Source organism: Nonomuraea sp. NPDC049709 (assembly GCF_040674815.1).
Classification (GTDB): domain Bacteria; phylum Actinomycetota; class Actinomycetes; order Streptosporangiales; family Streptosporangiaceae; genus Nonomuraea.
In genome coordinates this window covers 87,867-105,870 of sequence record NZ_JBFANM010000005.1, presented here as the reverse complement: position 1 = coordinate 105,870, position 18,004 = coordinate 87,867, and the positions used below count along the sequence as shown (strand labels likewise).

The 18,004-nt window shown below is 73.4% G+C and carries 18 protein-coding genes; 5 read left to right on the top strand and 13 right to left on the bottom strand.

Going from position 1 to position 18,004, the window contains the following annotated elements; translation table 11 throughout:
* Positions 1–16: 16 nt before the first annotated feature.
* On the bottom strand, positions 17–967 hold the full coding sequence (locus AB0J69_RS06705; RefSeq protein WP_364113623.1) for a protein phosphatase 2C domain-containing protein: 951 nt from the start codon (positions 965–967) through the stop codon (positions 17–19).
* Positions 968–1,323: 356 nt separating this feature from the next.
* On the opposite strand from AB0J69_RS06705, the gene AB0J69_RS06700 reads away from it, so the two are divergent.
* Both AB0J69_RS06700 and AB0J69_RS06695 read left to right on the top strand, forming a co-directional pair.
* Positions 1,324–2,370 (top strand): sigma-70 family RNA polymerase sigma factor, encoded by a 1,047-nt coding sequence (locus AB0J69_RS06700; RefSeq protein WP_364113621.1) that lies wholly within the window; start codon positions 1,324–1,326, stop codon positions 2,368–2,370.
* A 36-nt stretch (positions 2,371–2,406) separates the two neighbouring features.
* A complete protein-coding gene (locus AB0J69_RS06695; RefSeq protein ID WP_364113619.1) occupies positions 2,407–3,213 on the top strand; it encodes a nuclear transport factor 2 family protein in 807 nt (268 codons plus the stop codon).
* Positions 3,214–3,447: 234 nt separating this feature from the next.
* Here the strand turns inward: AB0J69_RS06695 and AB0J69_RS06690 are convergent, their stop codons facing one another.
* Entirely contained in the window at positions 3,448–3,810 is a 363-nt protein-coding gene (locus AB0J69_RS06690; protein ID WP_364113617.1) for a MerR family transcriptional regulator, read from the bottom strand.
* Positions 3,811–3,871: 61 nt separating this feature from the next.
* Here AB0J69_RS06690 and AB0J69_RS06685 point away from each other — a divergent pair, with 61 nt between their 5' ends.
* Complete coding sequence (locus AB0J69_RS06685; RefSeq protein ID WP_364113615.1) at positions 3,872–4,525, top strand: SDR family NAD(P)-dependent oxidoreductase; 654 nt, start codon at positions 3,872–3,874, stop codon at positions 4,523–4,525.
* Positions 4,526–4,714: 189 nt separating this feature from the next.
* Here the strand turns inward: AB0J69_RS06685 and AB0J69_RS06680 are convergent, their stop codons facing one another.
* The 5 genes from AB0J69_RS06680 to AB0J69_RS06660 all read right to left on the bottom strand — a co-directional run bounded on the left by AB0J69_RS06680 (position 4,715) and on the right by AB0J69_RS06660 (position 8,907).
* Complete coding sequence (locus AB0J69_RS06680) at positions 4,715–5,428, bottom strand: GNAT family N-acetyltransferase (RefSeq protein WP_364113613.1); 714 nt, start codon at positions 5,426–5,428, stop codon at positions 4,715–4,717.
* Positions 5,429–5,753: 325 nt separating this feature from the next.
* Positions 5,754–6,836, bottom strand: coding sequence for a DNA alkylation repair protein (locus tag AB0J69_RS06675; protein ID WP_364113611.1), 1,083 nt, complete (start codon positions 6,834–6,836; stop codon positions 5,754–5,756).
* A 261-nt stretch (positions 6,837–7,097) separates the two neighbouring features.
* Positions 7,098–7,613: an SRPBCC family protein gene (locus tag AB0J69_RS06670; RefSeq protein ID WP_364113609.1), complete on the bottom strand. Its 516-nt coding sequence runs from the start codon at positions 7,611–7,613 to the stop codon at positions 7,098–7,100.
* Entirely contained in the window at positions 7,610–7,969 is a 360-nt protein-coding gene (locus tag AB0J69_RS06665) for a metalloregulator ArsR/SmtB family transcription factor (RefSeq protein ID WP_364113607.1), read from the bottom strand. Before AB0J69_RS06665 ends, AB0J69_RS06670 begins: the two co-directional genes overlap by 4 nt.
* Positions 7,970–7,983: 14 nt before the next feature.
* Positions 7,984–8,907, bottom strand: a complete 924-nt coding sequence (locus AB0J69_RS06660) for a LysR family transcriptional regulator (protein WP_364113605.1) — start codon at positions 8,905–8,907, stop codon at positions 7,984–7,986.
* Positions 8,908–8,997: 90 nt separating this feature from the next.
* Here AB0J69_RS06660 and AB0J69_RS06655 point away from each other — a divergent pair, with 90 nt between their 5' ends.
* Entirely contained in the window at positions 8,998–9,348 is a 351-nt protein-coding gene (locus tag AB0J69_RS06655; RefSeq protein WP_364113603.1) for a DoxX family protein, read from the top strand.
* 33 nt (positions 9,349–9,381) lie between these two features.
* Here AB0J69_RS06655 and AB0J69_RS06650 read toward each other — a convergent pair whose 3' ends face one another.
* From AB0J69_RS06650 to AB0J69_RS06630, 5 genes are all read right to left on the bottom strand, one after another.
* Entirely contained in the window at positions 9,382–11,157 is a 1,776-nt protein-coding gene (locus AB0J69_RS06650; protein ID WP_364113601.1) for an NAD+ synthase, read from the bottom strand.
* 52 nt (positions 11,158–11,209) lie between these two features.
* Positions 11,210–12,646 carry a BTAD domain-containing putative transcriptional regulator gene (locus AB0J69_RS06645; RefSeq protein WP_364113599.1) on the bottom strand — a complete coding sequence of 479 codons (1,437 nt, stop codon included), beginning with the start codon at positions 12,644–12,646 and terminating at the stop codon, positions 11,210–11,212.
* 50 nt (positions 12,647–12,696) lie between these two features.
* Complete coding sequence (locus AB0J69_RS06640) at positions 12,697–13,440, bottom strand: sensor histidine kinase (RefSeq protein WP_364113597.1); 744 nt, start codon at positions 13,438–13,440, stop codon at positions 12,697–12,699.
* Entirely contained in the window at positions 13,356–14,546 is a 1,191-nt protein-coding gene (locus AB0J69_RS06635) for a hypothetical protein (RefSeq protein ID WP_364113595.1), read from the bottom strand. Before AB0J69_RS06635 ends, AB0J69_RS06640 begins: the two co-directional genes overlap by 85 nt.
* Before the next feature lie 83 nt (positions 14,547–14,629).
* On the bottom strand, positions 14,630–15,871 hold the full coding sequence (locus AB0J69_RS06630; RefSeq protein ID WP_364113593.1) for an MFS transporter: 1,242 nt from the start codon (positions 15,869–15,871) through the stop codon (positions 14,630–14,632).
* 58 nt (positions 15,872–15,929) lie between these two features.
* Between AB0J69_RS06630 and AB0J69_RS06625 the strand changes: the two genes are divergently transcribed.
* The gene (locus AB0J69_RS06625; RefSeq protein WP_364113591.1) at positions 15,930–16,895 is read left to right on the top strand and encodes a DUF5937 family protein; all 966 of its coding nucleotides are present in this window, start codon (positions 15,930–15,932) and stop codon (positions 16,893–16,895) included.
* 38 nt (positions 16,896–16,933) lie between these two features.
* Here the strand turns inward: AB0J69_RS06625 and AB0J69_RS06620 are convergent, their stop codons facing one another.
* Complete coding sequence (locus tag AB0J69_RS06620) at positions 16,934–17,932, bottom strand: terpene synthase family protein (RefSeq protein WP_364113589.1); 999 nt, start codon at positions 17,930–17,932, stop codon at positions 16,934–16,936.
* Positions 17,933–18,004: the final 72 nt, after the last annotated feature.

Here is an 18,004-nt window from a genome sequence, read left to right as displayed (position 1 = left end):
GGGCCGTACATCTGTCTCAGGGATGGGAGCGTTGCGGCGCGCCCGCCGGCCGGAAGGGGATCAGCAGGGCGGTGATGTTGTCCTGGCCGCCTGCGGCGATGGCGTGCTCGACGAGTGCGCGCGCCGCCTTCAGGAGGTCGCCCGCCGGGGCGGCGTGGGCGCGCAGGGAGTCCGGGCCGGGGAGGTGGCGCCAGAGGCCGTCGGTGCACAGCAGCAGGCGGCCCGGGCCCGAGGGACGGTAGCCGCGGATGCGCGGCTCCGGTTCGCCGGCGTCCGCGCCCAGCCAGGCGGACAGCGCCTCGTGCTCGCCGGTGTCGTCCTCGGTCAACGCCATGCCGACGCCCTCGTCCGGCAGCCAGTACGCGCGACTGTCGCCGACCCAGCAGCTCCAGACGCCGTCCGGACCCGCGACGCCCGCAACGTACGTGCAGGCGGGCGCCCCGAGCTCCGCCGCCGCGAGCCAGGTGATCGCATTCGCGGGCGTGACCGCGTTGGTCGACCGGCGTGTGACCGGGTCGGTGGGGATGGTCACGTCGCTCATCCCGGGTGCGGCCGGGGCGGTTGGTGGGTGGGCCGTGCGGATCCCGGCCAGGGCGGCGACCGCTCGGCCCGCCATGAGTGCGCCCTCCGTCAGCGCCGTCTCCGGCAGGGCGTCCGCACGCAGGCGTGCGGCCGTCGTGGCCGCGCCCGATTCGGCGGCCACCTGGGCGGCGCGCTCGGAACGGGGGGACATGGAGACCCCGTCGCAGACCACGCCGACCGTCCATGCGCCCATTCTGGTCAGGGCCATCGCGTCCGCGTTGACCGCGCGGCGCAGGCCGCGATCGCTCACCCCGGCGGCGCCACCGGCCGCCGTGAGCTCCAGATGGGCGCGGAAGGCGGGTTGCGCGTGACCGCAGTCCCAGCAGCGGCCGTCGGGGGCCACGGCGCCGCCGCCGCACGAGACGCAATGTGTCATCTCCGTCATGGCACCACGATCGTCTCAGATCCGGCACCGCCTCTCCGTCGAGCGGGACGATGTCTCAGCGAAACGCCTCAGAAACCCCGAGACGCCTGATCGCCGTCCTGCGCCGCGACCCCGTCCGGCCCGGCGAACCCTTCGGAACGCTGCGACCCTGAGCGTGGTGCGGCTTGATCTCCCCCGGGAACGGCTGCCACCGGGGACGGCGTGGTGCTCGTCCGGCCTGAGCAGGCACTGCGAGGTCGGGCCGGGGGCGTGCGCCGCGGGGCCGGGCGGCGCGGCCTGGGCGGCGCGGCCTGGGCGGCGCGGCCTGGGCGGTGGGTGGCGCGGTAGCTTGGCACGCGACACGGATGGGGTGGGTGATGGGGCGGGCCTGGGCTGAGGAGGACGACGGCGCGGGGGTGGCGGAGTTGCTGGCCGCGGCGCGGGGCGGGGACGAGGAGGCGTTCGGGCGCCTGGTCGGGCCGTTGCGGGACGAGTTGCGGGCCCACTGCTACCGGATGCTGGGCTCCGTTCACGATGCCGAGGACGCCGTGCAGGAGACCCTGGACCGGGCGTGGCGGGGTCTGGCGCGGTTCGAGGACCGGGGGGCGATCCGGGCGTGGCTCTACAAGATCGCGACGAACCGGTCGCTGACCCTCATCGAGCGCCGGGGCCGCCGCGAGCTGCCCACCGATCTCAGCCCCGGTGGTGCGCCGGCCACCGAGGTGGCGTGGCTGGAGCCGTACCCGGATCGGCTGATGGGCTGGACGGCCGGACTCGAGCCCGAGGCGCGGGTGCTGGCGCGGGAGAGCGTGGAGCTGGCGTTCGTGGCGGCGCTGCAGCACCTGTCGGCCGTGCAGCGCGCCGTCCTGCTGCTGCGCGACGTCCTCGGGTACGCCGCCCGCGAGGTCGCCGACCTGCTCGACACCACGGTCGCGGCGGTCAACAGCGCCCTGCAGCGCGCCCGCAAGGAGGTGGCCGGGCTGCTCCCCGAGACCACCCAGCAGCAGACCCTGCGCGCGCTCGGCGAGGCGGCCCAGCGGGAGCTCGCCCGGCGCTACATGTCCGCCTGGGAGGCCGGGGACGTCGACGCCATCGTGGCCATGCTGGCCGAGGACGCGAAATACTCGATGCCGCCGCTGACCGCCTGGTACCGGGGCCGTGCCGGCATCCGGGGCTTCCTGCTGGCGGCGCCGCTGAAGCACCGGTGGCGGTTCCTGCCGGCGCGGGCGAACGGGCAGCTGGCGTTCGGGACGTACATGTGGGACGAGGAACGGGACGGCTACGTGCCCACCGGCCTGGACCTGATCGTCCTGCGCGGTACGGAGATCGCCGAGGTGGTCTCGTTCCTGACGGCGGATTTCGCGGAATTCGGGCTGCCGATTCTGCTGGGGCGCGATGAGTTTCCGGATCGGGGCGGGTTGTAGTCCCGACGGGATGATCCGATCCGGAGGGAACTCACCATGAACACCGATGAGCAGCAGATCCGTACCCTGATCGAGCGCTGGGCCGAGGCCGTGCACGCGTGCGACCTGGCCGGGGTCGTCGCCGGGCACGCCGACGACATCGTCATGTACGACGTGCCGCCGCCCCAGGAGGGGGTCCGGGGCATCGAGGCGTACCGGAAGACCTGGCCGCCGTTCTTGCAGTGGCAGGCGCAGGGGGCGTTGTTCGAGATCGAGTCGCTGGAGGTCACGGCGGGGGCCGACGTCGCCTTCGCGTACGCGCTGCTGCGCTGCGGCACCTCCGCTGATGACCTCTCACGACGGTTGCGGCTGACGTTCGGCCTGCGCAAGGAGGGCGGGCAGTGGGTCGTGGCCCACGAGCACCACTCCTTCCCGATCACGGACACGGGGGCGGCCGAGCAGGAGGTGCGGCAGGTGTACGAGCGGTGGTACGAGTGCACCGCCGCCCACGACCTCGACGGCATGATGGCGACCATCGCCGGCGACGTGGTGTCGTACGAGCAGGAGGCGCCCCTCCGGTACGTGGGCGTGGACGCGGTGCGCGACTTCTGCGCCCGCGGCCTCGACGCGGGCGGCGACGCCGGCGTCACCCTGGACGTTCCCGAGCTGAAGGTCATGGTCCGGGAGGATCTGGCGGTGGCGTGGGGGCTCGACCTGGTCCGCGTCGACGGGTCGGAGGAGAGCTGGTCGCGCGCGACGAGGGTGTTCCAGCGGCGGGACGGCGCGTGGCTGATGATCCACCAGCACCGGTCCGTCCCGCAGGACCCGGCCACCGGCCAGGCGAGAACCGACCTACGGCCCTGACCCCGGCCGATCTCCGGGCTGATCTCCGGGGCGCTTACCCGGCGGCGCGTGGCCGGCGTCCTCCCGGGGCGCACGAGGCTGTCCTCCGGTTGGACATGCTGGGACGTCCGCCCCAGAGGTCCCGATGGCCGTGTGGGGACGTCCGCCGCCAGAGGCCTGGTGGTCGCGGGGGACGTTCGCCGGAGATCCTCGTGGCCGCGTGGGCACGTCCAACGGTGGTGGGTTGGTCGGGTGTCAGCGCTGTTCCAGGATGGTGGCGAGCATCGTGTCGAGCGCCTGCTGCGAGACCTGGAGCTGCTCGATCGTCTCGGCGATGCGCCGGCGTTCCCGCCGCAGGTTGCTGACCATGCCGGGGCAGGCGGTCGGCACCATGCGCTCGCCGTCGTCGTGCACGCAGTGCAGCAGCCGCGCGATGACGGCGGTGGGCAGGCCGGCGGCGAGCATCGTACGGATGTGGCGCACGGCGGCCACGTCCGCGTCACCGTACTCGCGATAGCCGTTGGGCAGCCGCCGGGGCCGCAGCAACCCCTGCTCCTCGTAGTAGCGCAGCAGTCGCCTGCTCACCCCGGTCTCGTGGGCCAGATCACCGATTTTCATACGCTCCCTTGACCTTCACATCGATGTGACGCCCTACCGTCCGACTGTCACTCGCAACAACGTGAAGGAGCTGATGATGCCGGGAGCGGTGATCATCGGGGCGGGTCCGGGAATCGGCCGGTCCGTCGCCCGCCGGTTCGCGAAGGAGGGCCTGCCGGTGGCCCTCGTCTCGCGTACAGGCAACGACCTGGACCTGGAGGGGGCGCTCTCGTACCGGGCCGACTGCGCCGACGAGGACGAGCTGCGCGCCGCGCTCGACGCGGCGGCGGGCGAGCTGGGCACGCCGGACGTCGTGGTCTACAACGCCGCGATCATCCGCCCGGACTCGCCGTGGGCGGTGAGCGCGCGTGCGCAGCTCGACGCGTGGGCGGTCAACGTGGTGGGCGCGCTCGTCGCCGCCGCGCACGTGGCGCCCGCGATGGCGCGGCGCGGCAGCGGTACGTTCATCGTCACCGGCGGCATGCCGGAACCCAAGGCACGTTACGTCAGCCTCTCCCTCGGCAAGGCGGGCGTGCGGACGCTGGTGACGATGCTGGACGAGGAGTACGGGCCGTCCAGCGTCCACGTGGCCAGCGTCACCGTCGCCGGGCCGGTCGCGCCGGGCACGGACTTCGACCCGGACGACATCGCCGAGCACTACTGGCGGCTGCACACCCAGCCACGCGAACGATGGGAGCGGGAAATCCTCCACGCAGGCACCGCCCCCGCCCCCTGAGCAGTGCGCCCCGTGCGTCGGTCTGCCCCGTTCGTCAGTCGGGCCCGTGCATCGGTCTGCCCGGTGCGTCAGTCGGGCCCGTGAGCTCGCCGGCTCCTAAGCGTCCCCCAGACGCACGGGGGCGTGTGGCCTTCAAGGACAGGGCGCGCGAGGAAGCTGAGCGTCGTCGGTGTGGGCGGGGGCGGGTGTTCAGGTGGTGAGTTTCCAGAGCCAGCCGAGTGCGCGCAGCCCGAGGCGCTCGGCAACCCGCCGTGAGGAGCGGTTGTCCGCGCTCGTGCTGTAGAACAGCTGGAGGTCCGGTAGGAGGTCGGCCCAGGTGGCGGTGGTCGCGGCGGCGTATCCGCGGCCTCGGTACAGGGGGGACGTCCAGGTGCCCGCCTCGGCCCCGGCCGGGGTCAAGCGGGCCGTATGGCAGATCGCGGCCACCTGCCCGTCCTCGACGATCATCGCCCAGGGTGCGCCTTCGCCGCCGTCGCAGAGCGACTCCCACTCCCCGGGTGCCCAGTTGCCGGGCCGTAACGGGCGTACGAGCCGGACGTGCGCGGGCTCATCCGACCTGAGCACACGCACCGGTACGTCGAACCGCACCGGTGGCCTCACCAGGTAGCTCGGCCCGCCGGACACCGCCACTCGTTCCCCGCCCAGGAGTGCCCGGCAGCCCTCGAGCACGTCCGGCGGCGTGCCGAAGGGGGACGGGGTGCCTTCCGCGGTGAGGTCGAGCAGCCGCCCGGCGAGGGTGTCGGACACGGAGTCGGCCACGGCCGCGATCAGGCCGTCGGCCGCCACGCCGATCACCACGTCCTCCGGTCCGGGCAGGCGGCCACGGTCGTCGAGGCGCCAGATGACGCCCAGCTCTACCTGGAGCAGGTCGATGTCCCGGAGGGCCCGGGTTGCCTCTGTCACGTCTCCGCCTCCGCCTCGGTCAGGACTGATGACGCCGCCTCCCGCCTGCCATCACGCTTCCCCGCCTTCCAGAATCACGGTTTCGCCTCCCTGTGAGGACTCACGGCGTCGCCGCCTGGGGTTGCGGCGCCGTCTCGGGTCACGAGCCTCCCGAGTAAACAAGCCTCCCGGGTAACAAGCCTCCCGGGTCAGGAGCTTCCCGGGTCACGAGCCTCCCAGGTAACAAGCCGCCCGGGTCACGGAGCCTCACGGGGCACGGAGTCTCCCGGGGCACGGAGTCGCCGGGGGCACACGGCGTCGCCTCAACCACGGGGTCACCTCGCCGTCACGAAGCTGCCCCCTCGGGCACCAGGGTGAACGGGATGCTCGCGGCCACCCTGCCGTTGACGATCACATCGAGCTCCCTGGCGCCAGGCGGCTCGTCGCGGGTCGTGACCGGGCGGAAGGAATGGCTCTTGCGTACGGTGAACGTCTCCCCGACCCCGCCCGCCTCCCGCTGGCCCAGGTGGAACACGCGGCGCGAGCCCGCCCGCCGGATCGCGTATTTCAGCAGCACCGGCCCCGCCGCCCCCGCCGTCACCGTGACCGTGAAGGCCAGCTTGCCGCCCACCGCCACGACGTCGCACTCCAGGGCCAGCGCGTCGACCGAGCCGCTGCCCGGTGTGGCGCCCACCAGCGTCAGCGCCTCCGGATGGCCGGAGCGCAGCAGCCCGCGCACGGCGTGGCGCAGCACCTTCTCCACGTGTGAGCCGCCGGCGGAGCGCCACCGCGCCAGCAGCTCGACCACGACCTCGGGATGGTCTTTGGCCAGGTCGTTGACGTGGTTGGCGACCGAGCGGCGGACGTATTCGCTCGGGTCGTCGCGCAGCCGGTCGAGCAGGGGCAGCGTCGGGCCCGGCGCCATCAGCCAGCCCACCCGTCCGGCCCACGGCAGCCGGGGGCGCGAACCCTCGGAGGCCAGCCGGCGCAGGTGCTCGTCGGGTGACTCCGCCCAGCCGTACATGATCTTGAGGGCGTCGTCGCGGTGGCGCTCCAGGAAGGGGCGCACGGCGAACTCGCCCGTCGCGTACGGCGTGAGCACGGCCAGCGTGTCCATCGCCGCGTGCAGGTGGTCGAGCCCGTGCACGGCCGTGTGCTCGGTGGCCGGCCAGCCGCTCCACATGTCCAACGCCGCCGGCGAGGCGCACTCGCGCACCAGCTCGGCCGCCTGCGGGTAGGGCAGGGGCAGCGCGTCGTGCAGGGCCGCGGCGACGTGGGCGACGCGGGCCTTCAGCTCGAGCCCGTCGAGCCCGCCCAGGGCCTGCGCGGTGAAGCGGTCCCGCGGGAACGGCGCCCAGGCGGCGGCCAGCCCGTCGGCCAGCACCGACACGGACCGGGCGTTGATCATTTCTTTCAGGGGTTGGGCCACGCGCCAACTGTGCCAGCCGCCACCGACAATCTTCCGCCCGCTGATCTGGATGCCCGCCGGTCGGAACGCCACCGGTCGGGACGCCCGCCGGCTACGGTGCCTGCCCGGTCGCGATGCTCGCCTACGTCGCGGAGCGGGTGCCGGCGGGAGTGGGGCACGGGTGCCGGCGGGAGCGTGGCACGGGTGCCGGCCTGAGTGGAGCACGGGTGCGGGCGGGAGTGGGGCACGGATGCGTTCGTCGCATCCGCGCCGCCCGTTTCGTCATGCCCTGTCGGGGTCGTCCTGGGCGGTCAGGCCGGTGAAGTACGCCTTCATCGAGGGGTAGTAGTCGTCGAAGTCCGGCGTGGGGGAGCCGTCGCGGGAGGCCACGAGCAGGTCCAGGTAGTACTCCCAGCCGGGGCCGATCTCGCCGAGGCCGTCCTCTGTTTCGAGGTGCTGGACGAAGCGCAGCTCCGTCGTGCCGCCCGCCTCCGACAGCAGCAGCTCGAGGTGCCAGGCCCCGTGCTCGTCCAGCGACGACACCGCCAGCCGGCGCGGCGGGTCGCAGGCGTCGATGCGCATGTCGTACCAGGGCGTCTGCTCCTCGAAGAGCAGCTGCACCTTGATCGTTCGCCCGGGCCCCGCGTCGCCCTCCCAGGGCCCGAACCAGCGGGCCGTGCGCTCGGGCTCGGTGAGGCTGGCCCACACGTCCTCGGCGGGCGCGCGGAAGGTCCGGGTGAGGACGAGGTCGCTGCCCCCGTCCGTACGGAACAACCTGCCTGTGGGGATGAGACTCATGCGGTGCCTTCCTTCCTGCTGTCCGCGGCGGCGTCACGGCGCTCGCGGCGGGTCCGGTAGACCTCTGTTTCCAGCGCGTCGAGGCGGTGCTCCCACCCGGAGGGCCGGACGAACGGGGTGAGCCACGCGATGAGCTCGGTGAACGGCCCCGGGTCGAGCGTGTAGAAGCGCTGCCTGCCGACGAGCTCCGCGCGCACCAGCCCGCTCTGCCTGAGCACCCGCAGGTGACGGCTCACGGCGGGCCGGCTGATCGCGAAGCGCTCGGCGACCTCGCCGGCGGACAGCCGCCCGTTCCTGAGCAGCACCAGGATCTGCCGCCGCACCGGATCGGCGATCGCACCCGCCACCTCGTCCACCCGGAAAGTGTAACCTACTGGTTACGCGTTTCGCCAGAGGGGTCGGCGGAGATCCGGCTGTCGAGGCAGCAGCGGACGAAGTCCTGGACGATCGGGTCGGCGTCGTCGGCCGGGTCCCAGGCGACGCCGACCCGGGTCGGGCTGATGCCGCTCACCGGCCGGTACGTGACGCCGGGCCGCGCGTAGAAGCGGGCGGCGGACTCGGGCGCCAGGGCGACGCCGTACCCGTTGGCGATCGCGCTGAGCCATTCGTCCGGCTGGGCGGCCACGGCCCCGATGCGCACAGGACGGCCGTCGCGCTCGTCCGCGCCCACCCAGAAGTCCCGCCACGGGCCCGTCTCCTCCGGAGCCGCGACGAACGGCTCGTCCCACAGCTCGCTGAAGGGGATCAGGTCCCGCGTGGCGAGCGGGTGCGACGAGGGCAGGGCGATCCAGCGGGGCTCGCTGAACAGCACCTCCACCCGCAGGCCGTCCTGCCCGGGGAAGGGTACGCGGAGCAGGGCGACATCGACGTCCCCGTCGGCGAGTCCGGCGGTCGGGTTGGACCACGACGCCTGGCGCATGTCGGCCCGCCAGCCCGGCCGGCGGCGCGCGAACGCGGCCACGATCTCCTGGGTGGCCTCGTTGGCGGCGCTGGCCAGGAAGCCGACCCGCAGCACGCGGGCCGCGCGGTCGGCCGCGTGCCGGGTCTCGCGCAGTGCCCGGTTCCAGACGGCCAGCAGCTCGGGGGCCCGCTCGGCCAGCGCCCGGCCCGGCTCGGTGAGGGCCATCCCGGTCCGCGACCGGGTGAAGAGCAGCACCCCGAGCTGGGCCTCCAGCTGCTTGATCTGCTTGGTGAGAGCCGGTTGCGACACGTAAAGCCGCTGGGCGGCGCGGGTGAGCCCGCCTTCCTCCGCCACGGCGATGAAGTAGCGCAGCAACCGCGTGTCCACATCCATGCCATCAGGTTATAGATGCAGGTATTGGACGCCAGGGTGCCACTCGGTAAGGCTGGTGAGGGAACACCGGATCGAACGGAGGTCGTTCGTATGTTCACCGCGTATGTGGTGGTCACCGCCGTCACGATCGTGGCCAACGCCGCGGCGGCGATCGCCGACTTCGCGGGCGCGAGGGCCGTTCTCGCCAACGCGGGCCAGGTGGGCGTCGCACCGTCCTGGGTCCCGTGGCTGGGCGCGCTGAAGGCCGCCGGGGCGGCCGGGCTCGTGCTCGGTCTCCTGGGCGTCCGGATCCTGGGGCTCGCGGCCGCGACGGGGCTGGTGCTGTTCTTCCTGGGCGCGGTCGCCGTGCACGTCCGCGCCCGGGTGTTCGGCAACATCGTCTTCCCCGGAGGGTTCCTGGCGCTGGCGGGCGCGTCGCTCGCCCTCGCCGCCGCACACTGACCGCCCGGGGCCGCTGGAGCGGGGAGGGGCGGGTCAGGTGGTGGTCTCGCGCCAGCGGTTGGTGATGGGCAGGCGGCGGTCGCGGCCGAAGTTCTTCGGGGTGATCTTGGGGCCCGGGGGATACTGGCGCCGCTTGTACTCGGCCAGGTCCACCAGGCGGATCACCCGCGTCACCAGCGCTGGGTCATGGCCGGCCGCGATGAGCTCCTGCGAGCCCATGTCCTTCTCCACGTAGTCGTCCAGCAGCCGGTCCAGCACCTCGTACGGCGGCAGCGAGTCGGTGTCGCGCTGGTCCGGCCGCAGCTCGGCGCTCGGCTCCTTCACGATCGAGTTCTCCGGGATCGGCCGCTCGGCCTGGAGCAGGAACCCGGGGTCCGAGTGGGCGTTGCGCCACCGGGACAGCTCCCACACCATCGTCTTCGGCACGTCCTTGATCGGGGCGAAGCCGCCCGCCGAGTCGCCGTAGAGGGTGGAGTAGCCGGTGGCCAGCTCGCTCTTGTTGCCGGTCGTCAGCACCAGGTGGCCGTGCTCGTTGGACAGCCCCATGAGGATCATGCCGCGCACCCTGGCCTGGAGGTTCTCGGCGGCCAGGCCCGACAGCTCGATCTCCTTCTCGAACGCGTCGACGATGTCGGCGATCGGCGCCACCCGCGAGGAGACACCCTGCCGCCGCACCAGCTCCTCGGCGTCGGCCAGCGAGTGGTCGGAGGAGTAGCGGGAAGGCATGAGCACCACGTTGACGCGCGAGGGGCCGATGGCGTCGGAGGCGATCGTGGCGGTCAGGGCCGAGTCGATCCCGCCGGAAAGGCCCAGGATGACCGACTGGAAGCCGTTCTTGGCCACGTAGTCGCGCACCGCGAGCACCAGCGCCGAGTAGACCTCCCCGTGCAGGTCCAGCCGCTCCGCGATCGGGGCGGGCACGGGCGGGTAGGGCGCGACCGGGTCCTCCGACAGCACCAGGCGCTCGACCGTGATCGTGGAGCCGTCGCCCGCGTCGTACGGGTACGTGCCCGGCTCGGAGCCCGCGACCGGCAGGCCGTCCAGGTCCACGACCAGGAGCTCCTCCTTGAACTGGCCGGCCCGCGCCACCAGCTCGCCCGTGCCGTCCACCACGATCGAGTCGCCGTCGAAGACCAGCTCGTCCTGCCCGCCGACCTGGTTGACGTAGACGAGGGCGCACCCGGCCTCCCGGGCGCGCCGCGCGCACAGCTCCAGCCGTACGTCGTCCTTCTCCTTCTCGTACGGGGAGGCGTTCGGCACCACCAGCAGCCCGGCCCCCGCCTGCCCCACGACGGAGACGGGACCGCCCTCCTGCCAGAGGTCCTCGCACACCGCGATCGCCACGTCCACCCCGTGCAGCCGGAAGACCGGCAGCCGGTCACCGCGGACGAAATAGCGGTATTCGTCGAACACCCCGTAGTTCGGCAGGTGGTGCTTGGCCGTGCGGGTGACCACCTCGCCTCGGTAGAGCAGCGCGGCGGCGTCCAGCGGGGCGCCCTTCGGCTGCCCGACCCGCGGCGCCAGCCCGGCGCGGTCGACGTAGCCGACCACCACCGGCAGGTCGCCCAGGCCCTCCTGGACCAGCCTGCGCGCGACTTCCGCCAAAGTCCTGATGCTGGCGTCCACGAAGGACGTCCGCAGCACCAGGTCCTCGACCGGGTAGCCGGTGAGGAACATCTCGGTGAAGACCACCAGGTGAGCGTCGCGCTCGGCGGCGTCGCGGGTCCACGCGACCAGCTGGTCCGCGTTGGCGCTCAGGTCGCCTACGGTCGGGTTCGTCTGGGCCAGGGCAATGCGCAGTTGTGCCACGTGAACAGCCTAGTACGGGACGATTTTTATCGTCAAAGCGACGAAAAGCAGATCATTTCCCGCCGGGAGTGACCAGCCCCGACTCGTACGCGGCCATCACCAGCTGCGCCCGGTCGAACAGCCCGAGGTGCTCCAGCAGCGACTTGACCATGAGGCTCACCTCCTCCTCGGGCAGCGACAGCGTCTGCCCGATCTGGCGGTTGGTCAGGCCGCGCGCGACGAGCTTGAGCACGTCCAGCCGCTCGTCGGAGAGCCCGGCCAGCGCCGGGGGCGAGTCGGGGTCGGTACGCCCGGCGAACGCCGAGATCAGCCGCGTGGTGACCGCGGGGTCGATGAGCGCGTCCCCGGCAGCCGCGGCCCTGATCGCGGCCAGGAACTGCTCCGGGGGCGACGTCTTCAGCACGAACCCGCTGACCCCGGCCCGCAGTGCCGCGTACAGGTTCTCGTCGCTGCCGAACGTGGTCATCATCACGACCTTCGGCGGCCGTTCGCCGGCCAGGATCCGGCGGGCGGCGGCCAGCCCGTCCAGGCGCGGCATCTGGATGTCGAGCAGCACCACGTCCGGCCGGGTGTCGCGGACGCCCGCGATCGCCTCCTCGCCGTTGGCCGCCTCGCCCGCCAGGGCCACCCCGTCCTCGCTCGCCAGCATGGCCCGCAGCCCGGCGCGCACGAGGGCCTGGTCATCGGCCACCAGCACGCGCAGCACGCCCCGGTCGGCAGCCCCGGGCACGGGCGGGGGCGCGGGCTCCTCCAGGCGCTGGGCCAGCATGTCGCCCTCCAGGCGCCTGAGCCCGGCCGACAGGTCCAGTCCCAGCTCGTCGCGCCACACGGCGCGCGCCCTGCGCAGCGCCGCCAGCGCGTCGCCCTGGCGGCCCATCCGGTAGAGCGCGAGCGCCAGCAGCCGCCAGGCCTCCTCCCGCAGCGGGTACGCCGTCGCGTGCGCCTCCAGGTCCGCCACCAGCGACGTCGCCCGGCCCAGCGCGAGCCCGGCGTCGGCGCGCCGCTCGACGGCGATCAGCCGCAGCTCCTCCAGCCGGCCCGCCTCGGTCGCGGCCCAGCTCAGCTCCTCGAACTCGGCCAGCGCCGGCCCCCGCCACAGCCCGAGCGCGGTCTCCATGGCCGCCCACACCTGCGCCGGCCCGCCGTCGGACTTCACCAGGCTCTCGAAGTGCCAGGCGTCGACCTGATCGGTGCGGGCCCGCAGGGCGTACCCCGGCGGCGCGGAGACCAGCACGCCGGCCTCCTCGCGGGGCGCGCGGCCGGGTTCGAGCGCGCGGCGCAGGCGGGAGACGTAGCCCTGGATCGTGGACAGGGCCTGGGCGGGCGGGCTGCCCGGCCAGAGCTCGTCGATGAGCGTGTTCACGGGCACGGCGCGGCCGCCGGCGACGAGCAGGCGCGCGAGCACCGCCCGCTGCCGCTGGCCGCCGAGGTCGAGTGGGGCGCCGTCGGCCCAGGCTTGGAACGGTCCGAGCGCGGTGAAGGTCAGCATGTCAGGCGTAACTGTAGAGGGAAGAAGCAGCTCGGGTATATGGCGAAATTTCACAGCGGCAGCTCCGCCTCGACAAGGGTGCCCCCTCCTTCGGCCTCCCGTACCACGCAGGTGCCGCCCAGCTCGGCGGCGCGCTCGCGCATCGAGGTCAGCCCGACGCCCGCCCGCGCGTCCGGGGGGATCCCGGCGCCGTCGTCGGTGATGGTCACCCGCAGGCAGGTCTCGCGTTGCAGCGCGATCGCGATCCGGGTGGCGCCGGAGTGCTTGCGGGCGTTCGTGAGGGCCTCCTGGACGATCCGGTACGCGGCCACCTCGACCGCCGCGGGCAGCCCGCCGAGGTCGCCGCAGACCTCGACCGGCATGCCGGCCAGCTCCTCCACCGCCCCCGCCAGGCCCAGCTCGTCGAGGGCGGGCGGGCGCAGGCCGTACACGAGCTGCCTGATGTCGCCGCTCACCGCGTCCATGCCGGCCCGCAGGTCGGCCAGCAGCCGCTCGGCGCGCTCCGGCGCGTTGCGCATGGCCAGCCGCGCCGTGTTGATCGACATGGCCATGCCGGTCAGCGACTGGCCGAGCCCGTCGTGCAGGTCGCGGCGCAGCCGCCGCCGCTCCTCCTCGCGCGCGGTCAGGATCCGCTCGCGGGAGCGCTGGAGCGCGGCCGTCAGGCGCACGGCGTGCGCCGCGTCGGCGATGTACGGCGTGAGCGTCGCGATCACCCGCTCGTCGTGCGCCGCCGCGAACCTGCGCCGGTCCGTCGGCCCGACCAGCAGCAGCCCGACCGGCTCCCCGTGCCACACGGGATCATCCGGGCCGGCGCGTCCAGGGAGCCCGAGGTGGTCGTGGTGCCGTCGAGCTCGACCGCCACGCCGGTCACCGACAGGCCCTCGCGCAGCACGTCCAGCGTCGCCAGCAGCCCGTGCACGGGGTCGGCGTGCTGCAGCCGGTGCCGCAGCCGGCCGGCCAGCGCGGCGGGGACGCCGGTGCTGCCGTACAGGAGCCGGTCCACGCCGCGCTGCATGCCGCGGCGCATCGGCTGGAAGGCCGCCCCCGCGAACACCGCCGCCGCGATCCCCGCGACCCGGTCCACCTCGGCCAGGAACAGGCTGGAGGCGGTGCTCACCGCCACGTACACGCCGGTGGTCACGATCGCCAGCCCGGTGCCGATCAGCGCCCTGGTGATCAGCGTGTCGATGCCGAAGAGCCGGTAGCGCAGCACCGCCACCGCGATCGCCGCCGGGATCAACGGGATGAACAGCGTCGCCACCCACCAGACCGGGTCGCCCAGCATCCACGGGATCAGCAGCCCGGGCAGCGTCACCAGCAGCCACAGCAGCTGCCGCCGCTCGACCGCGTCCCCCCGCCTGAACCGCACCACGAGCGAGACGAACGCCAGCGCCATGGCTGCCGACACCATCAGGTGGGCCGGCTCCCGAAACGTTTTCTGCCCGCTCAGCACGGCGCCCCAGTCGAGCGCCATGCCCAGGACGGCCAGCACGATCACCCCGCGCCAGCGCCTGGACAGCAGCCGGCCGACCGGGTAGAGGAGCGGGAGCAGCACGCCGAGGGTGAGCTGCAGGACGTGCCACGAGAGGTTGACGACCGGCCAGCCGGCGGCGGGGTGGCCGTACACGAGGTGTACCAGGTTCGCGGACAGGATGTTGGCCGCGGCGCTCAGCCCGCCCGCGCACAGCAGCCAGCCGATCACCAGCCGCGGCCTGCTGTGGACGAGGATCGCGCCGAAGACCGGGAACGCGGTGCCCGCCATGTCCTCCGGCGCGAAGGGCAGCGGCGTCCACGAGGGTTGCGGCAGCTGGGCCGTCACCCAGATGTCGGTGAGCTCGAACACGACGGCGAGCGTGGCCATGCCGATCGCCACGCCTCGCGCCAGACCTGCGCGGCGCATCCCACCCGTCCTTCCCACCCCATGGCTGGGTGGAAATTATCGGGCGCCTGTCGCCGTCCGATCAAAATTTTCTCAACGCGGCGTCATGCCTGCTCAAGAGGGTCGGAGCGGCGCGCCGGATCGCGGCGTCTGATGGCGGGGCCGAGCAGGAGCATGCCGATCGCCGAGGCCGCCCCGACCGCGCCGATCGTGAACCACAGCGGCCGCGTGCCCAGCTCCAGCAGGGGCCCGCCGATCAGCGGCGCCAGCACCGCCGCCAGCGACCACGCGAACCCGAACAGCCCCGAGTAGCGCCCCCGCAGCTCGGCCGGGGCCAGCGCGGCCACGACGGCGCCGGGGATGCCCGCCGTGATGATCTCTCCCGCCGTCCACACCGCGATCGTGGCCGTCAGCCCGAGCGTGTTCGTGACGAACGCGGTCATCGCGAACCCGGCCCCCATCACGGCCAGCCCCAGCGCGAACGTACGGGCCGGGTCCCGGCGCCCCAGCCAGCCCGACACGAGCGGCTGCACGACGACGATCAGCACCCCGTTCAGCGCCATGGCCAGCCCGTACTCTCCGGGCGACAGCTTCACCACGCCGGTCATCGCCACCGGCAGCATGGTCATCGTCTGCGAGTAGACCAGCGCGTTGCCCAGCGCGACCAGCGTGAACCCGACCATGACCCGGTCGCGCAGCACCATCCCGAAACCGCCCGCGGACTGCCGGCCCGCCGGCCTGGTCTCGGGCACCGCCCGCCACACCAGCACGGCGAAGACCACGCTCGACAGCGCGTCGATCCAGAACAGCCAGACGAACCCGAGCCCGGCCAGCCACCCGCCGGCCGTCATGCCGACCGCGTAGCCGAGGTTGATCCCCCAGAACAGCAGCCCGTACGCCCGGGGCCGCTCCTCGGGCGAGACCAGGTCGGCGACCAGCGCGTTCGAGGCCGGCCGGTAGATGTCGATCACCAGGCCGAGCACGAACATCGAGGCCAGGATCGCCGGCAGCGAGGTGCTGTAGCCCAGCGCCAGCATGGCCGCGGCCGTGGCCAGCATGCCGCCGGACAGCGTGGCCCGCCGCCCGATCCGGTCCGTGAGCACGCCCGCGATGAACTGCGACAGCAGCGAGCCCGCCCCGAACGCGCCCATCACCAGGCCCGCGGTGCTGACCGACAGGCCGCGGCTCTGGGTCAGGTAGACGCCGGTGAACGGCATGACCATGGTGCCCAGGCGGTTCACCAGGGTGCCGCCCCACAGCGCCCAGAACGGGCGGGGCAGCCCGCCGACCTTCGACTGCAGGAAGGGTGGCAGGAAGGGTGGCTTCTCGACAGTTGTGCTCGACACGCGACAAGCGTGAGATCTCCGTTTTGTCGGCGCGAACGATTTAGCGCACACTAAAAGCATGTCTGTCACGTGGGTGCTGAGGCCGGAGGACGTGGCGCGCATCAGGTTCGCGTTCTCGCCGATGTGGGAGCTGGTGGCCAGCCTGCGCACCCTCCAGCAGCCGGCCAGGCAGTCGATCCACCTGCCCTGGATCAAGGCCGTACGCCCCCGGCTGGCCGGGCTCGACCTGGCCGAGGTGTTCGCCCTCGTGCCACCGGCCGGCTACCTGGCCGACTTCATCACCCCGCCGCCCGACACGCCCCTGCCCGACTTCGCCGCCGAGCTCGACCGGGTCAGGGGCACCGACCCCGGGCGGGCACGGCAGGAGGCCGCGCTGGTGCGGGGCACGGACCCGGCGGTGATCGAGCGGTTCATGGCCGACCCGGCGGCCGGCGTGGCCAGGGTCGCGGACGCGCTGGAGGCGTACTGGCGGGAGTGCTTCGCCGAGTTCTGGCCCCGCGTGTACGCGCTGCTCGAACGGGACGTGCTGCTCCGGTCGCGGCAGCTCGCCCAGGGCGGGGCGCGCGAGCTGTTCGCCGCCCTCGACCCCGCCGTGGTGTGGACCGGGGAGCGGCTGCTCATCGACCGGCCCTGGTGCGCTACAGGCGGGCTGCACGGCGACGGGCTCGTGCTCGTGCCGAGCGCGTTCTACTGGCCGGCCGTGGCCGTGATGTCGGCGCCGTACCAGTCGATGCTCGTCTACCCCGTGCGGGGCGTCGGCACGCTGTGGGAGCAGGGCCCGCCGCCCGCCCCCGGCGCGCTCGCCGCGCTGATCGGCAGGAGCCGGGCGCAGATCCTGCTCGCGCTCGCCGAGCCCGCCACCACCTCGGCGCTGGCCACCCGCATGGCGCTCACGCCCGGCGCGGTCAGCCAGCACCTGGGCGTGCTCAGCGGCGGCGGGCTCGCGGTGGGGATGCGGGTCGGCAAGCAGGTCGTCTACCGCCGCACCCCCGCCGGGGACATGCTCGCGGGCGCTCCGGCGTAGCGCCCGCGGCTCCGGCCGTCACGTCTCAGGCCCACCTTTCAGGCGTAGCGCTTGGACTCCAGCAGCCAGTCCAGGTGGGCGCGCGGCGCCGCCAGGTACGCGCAGGCGACCTTGCTGACGTCCCGGGCCGTCTTCGGCTCCAGGTCGTCCAGCGGCAGCCGCCTGGCGGCCTTGCGCATGTCCTGGCAGCGCCCGGCGATCCGCTCCAGCACCCAGGCCGTCGCCTCGCGCTCGCTCAGCCCGAGCTGGCGCATCGCCAGCACCACGAAGTTGTGCACGTCGCCGCGCTCCTTGGGCCGCGAGGCCACGTCGTTGCACCAGGCGGTCACGTCGCTGCAGGCGTTCACCAGCAGCTGCCAGGGCTCCGACTCGTGCACCCAGGCCGGCACCTCCACCCGCAGGCACGGCTCGACCAGGTCGTACAGGTAGGGCCCCACCGTGCCCCTGCGCAGCGCCGGGTACTCCTCCAGCGTCGGCATCCGCCCCGCCGCCCGGTTGTCGGCCTCGGTGCGGCAGGCGTCGTACTGGCTCTGCAGCCCGACCGCGAACCTGGCCCGCCACCGGTCGCTCATCCGCACGCTCGTCACCCGCCACAGGTCGGCGAAGGCCGCCTCCAGCGGGTGGCGCGCCGAGCCCTTGAGCATGCCGTGGAAGATGTCCAGCGGGCCCGACCGCTCGTCCAGCTCGTCGTCCAGGTGGAACAGCCAGGTCAGCCACTGCGCGAACAGCGCCGCCGCGGCCGCGTCGAACTCGGCGAACGCCCGCCCCGCCATGCGGTGGTAGCCGACGCCGGGATCGGCCCGCAGGCCGGTCCTCCTGGCCCAGTCGATGACCGCGGCCTCGATCGCGTAGACGGCCGGGTGCATCCGGCACGGCGCCGCCATCGCGGGCACCGTCTCGGTGAGCGGCAGCAGCGCCAGGGCGGCCGAGCCGCCCCTGCGCGGCAGCGGCAGCAGGGACGACAGGGCCGAGCGCAGGGCGGTGCGCACCGTGGCCAGCACGGTGGTCGTCGTGGTGCTGCTCGCAGCGCCTATCACTGGGCCTCTCACTGGGCCTTTCACCGGGTTTTTCGCTGGGCTCTTCATCGAGCTCTTCACTGGGGTCTTCAC

Bases quoted from the DNA above. Each gene is read 5' to 3' on its own strand.
- AB0J69_RS06660 (WP_364113605.1), bottom strand. From the start codon at position 8,907: ATGGATGTGGACACGCGGTTGCTGCGCTACTTCATCGCCGTGGCGGAG.
- AB0J69_RS06700 (WP_364113621.1), top strand. From the start codon at position 1,324: ATGGGGCGGGCCTGGGCTGAGGAGGACGACGGCGCGGGGGTGGCGGAG.
- AB0J69_RS06635 (WP_364113595.1), bottom strand. From the start codon at position 14,546: ATGCGCCGCGCAGGTCTGGCGCGAGGCGTGGCGATCGGCATGGCCACG.
- AB0J69_RS06670 (WP_364113609.1), bottom strand. From the start codon at position 7,613: ATGAGTCTCATCCCCACAGGCAGGTTGTTCCGTACGGACGGGGGCAGC.
- AB0J69_RS06655 (WP_364113603.1), top strand. From the start codon at position 8,998: ATGTTCACCGCGTATGTGGTGGTCACCGCCGTCACGATCGTGGCCAAC.
- AB0J69_RS06690 (WP_364113617.1), bottom strand. From the start codon at position 3,810: ATGAAAATCGGTGATCTGGCCCACGAGACCGGGGTGAGCAGGCGACTG.
- AB0J69_RS06645 (WP_364113599.1), bottom strand. From the start codon at position 12,646: ATGCTGACCTTCACCGCGCTCGGACCGTTCCAAGCCTGGGCCGACGGC.
- AB0J69_RS06695 (WP_364113619.1), top strand. From the start codon at position 2,407: ATGAACACCGATGAGCAGCAGATCCGTACCCTGATCGAGCGCTGGGCC.
- AB0J69_RS06705 (WP_364113623.1), bottom strand. From the start codon at position 967: ATGACGGAGATGACACATTGCGTCTCGTGCGGCGGCGGCGCCGTGGCC.
- AB0J69_RS06625 (WP_364113591.1), top strand. From the start codon at position 15,930: ATGTCTGTCACGTGGGTGCTGAGGCCGGAGGACGTGGCGCGCATCAGG.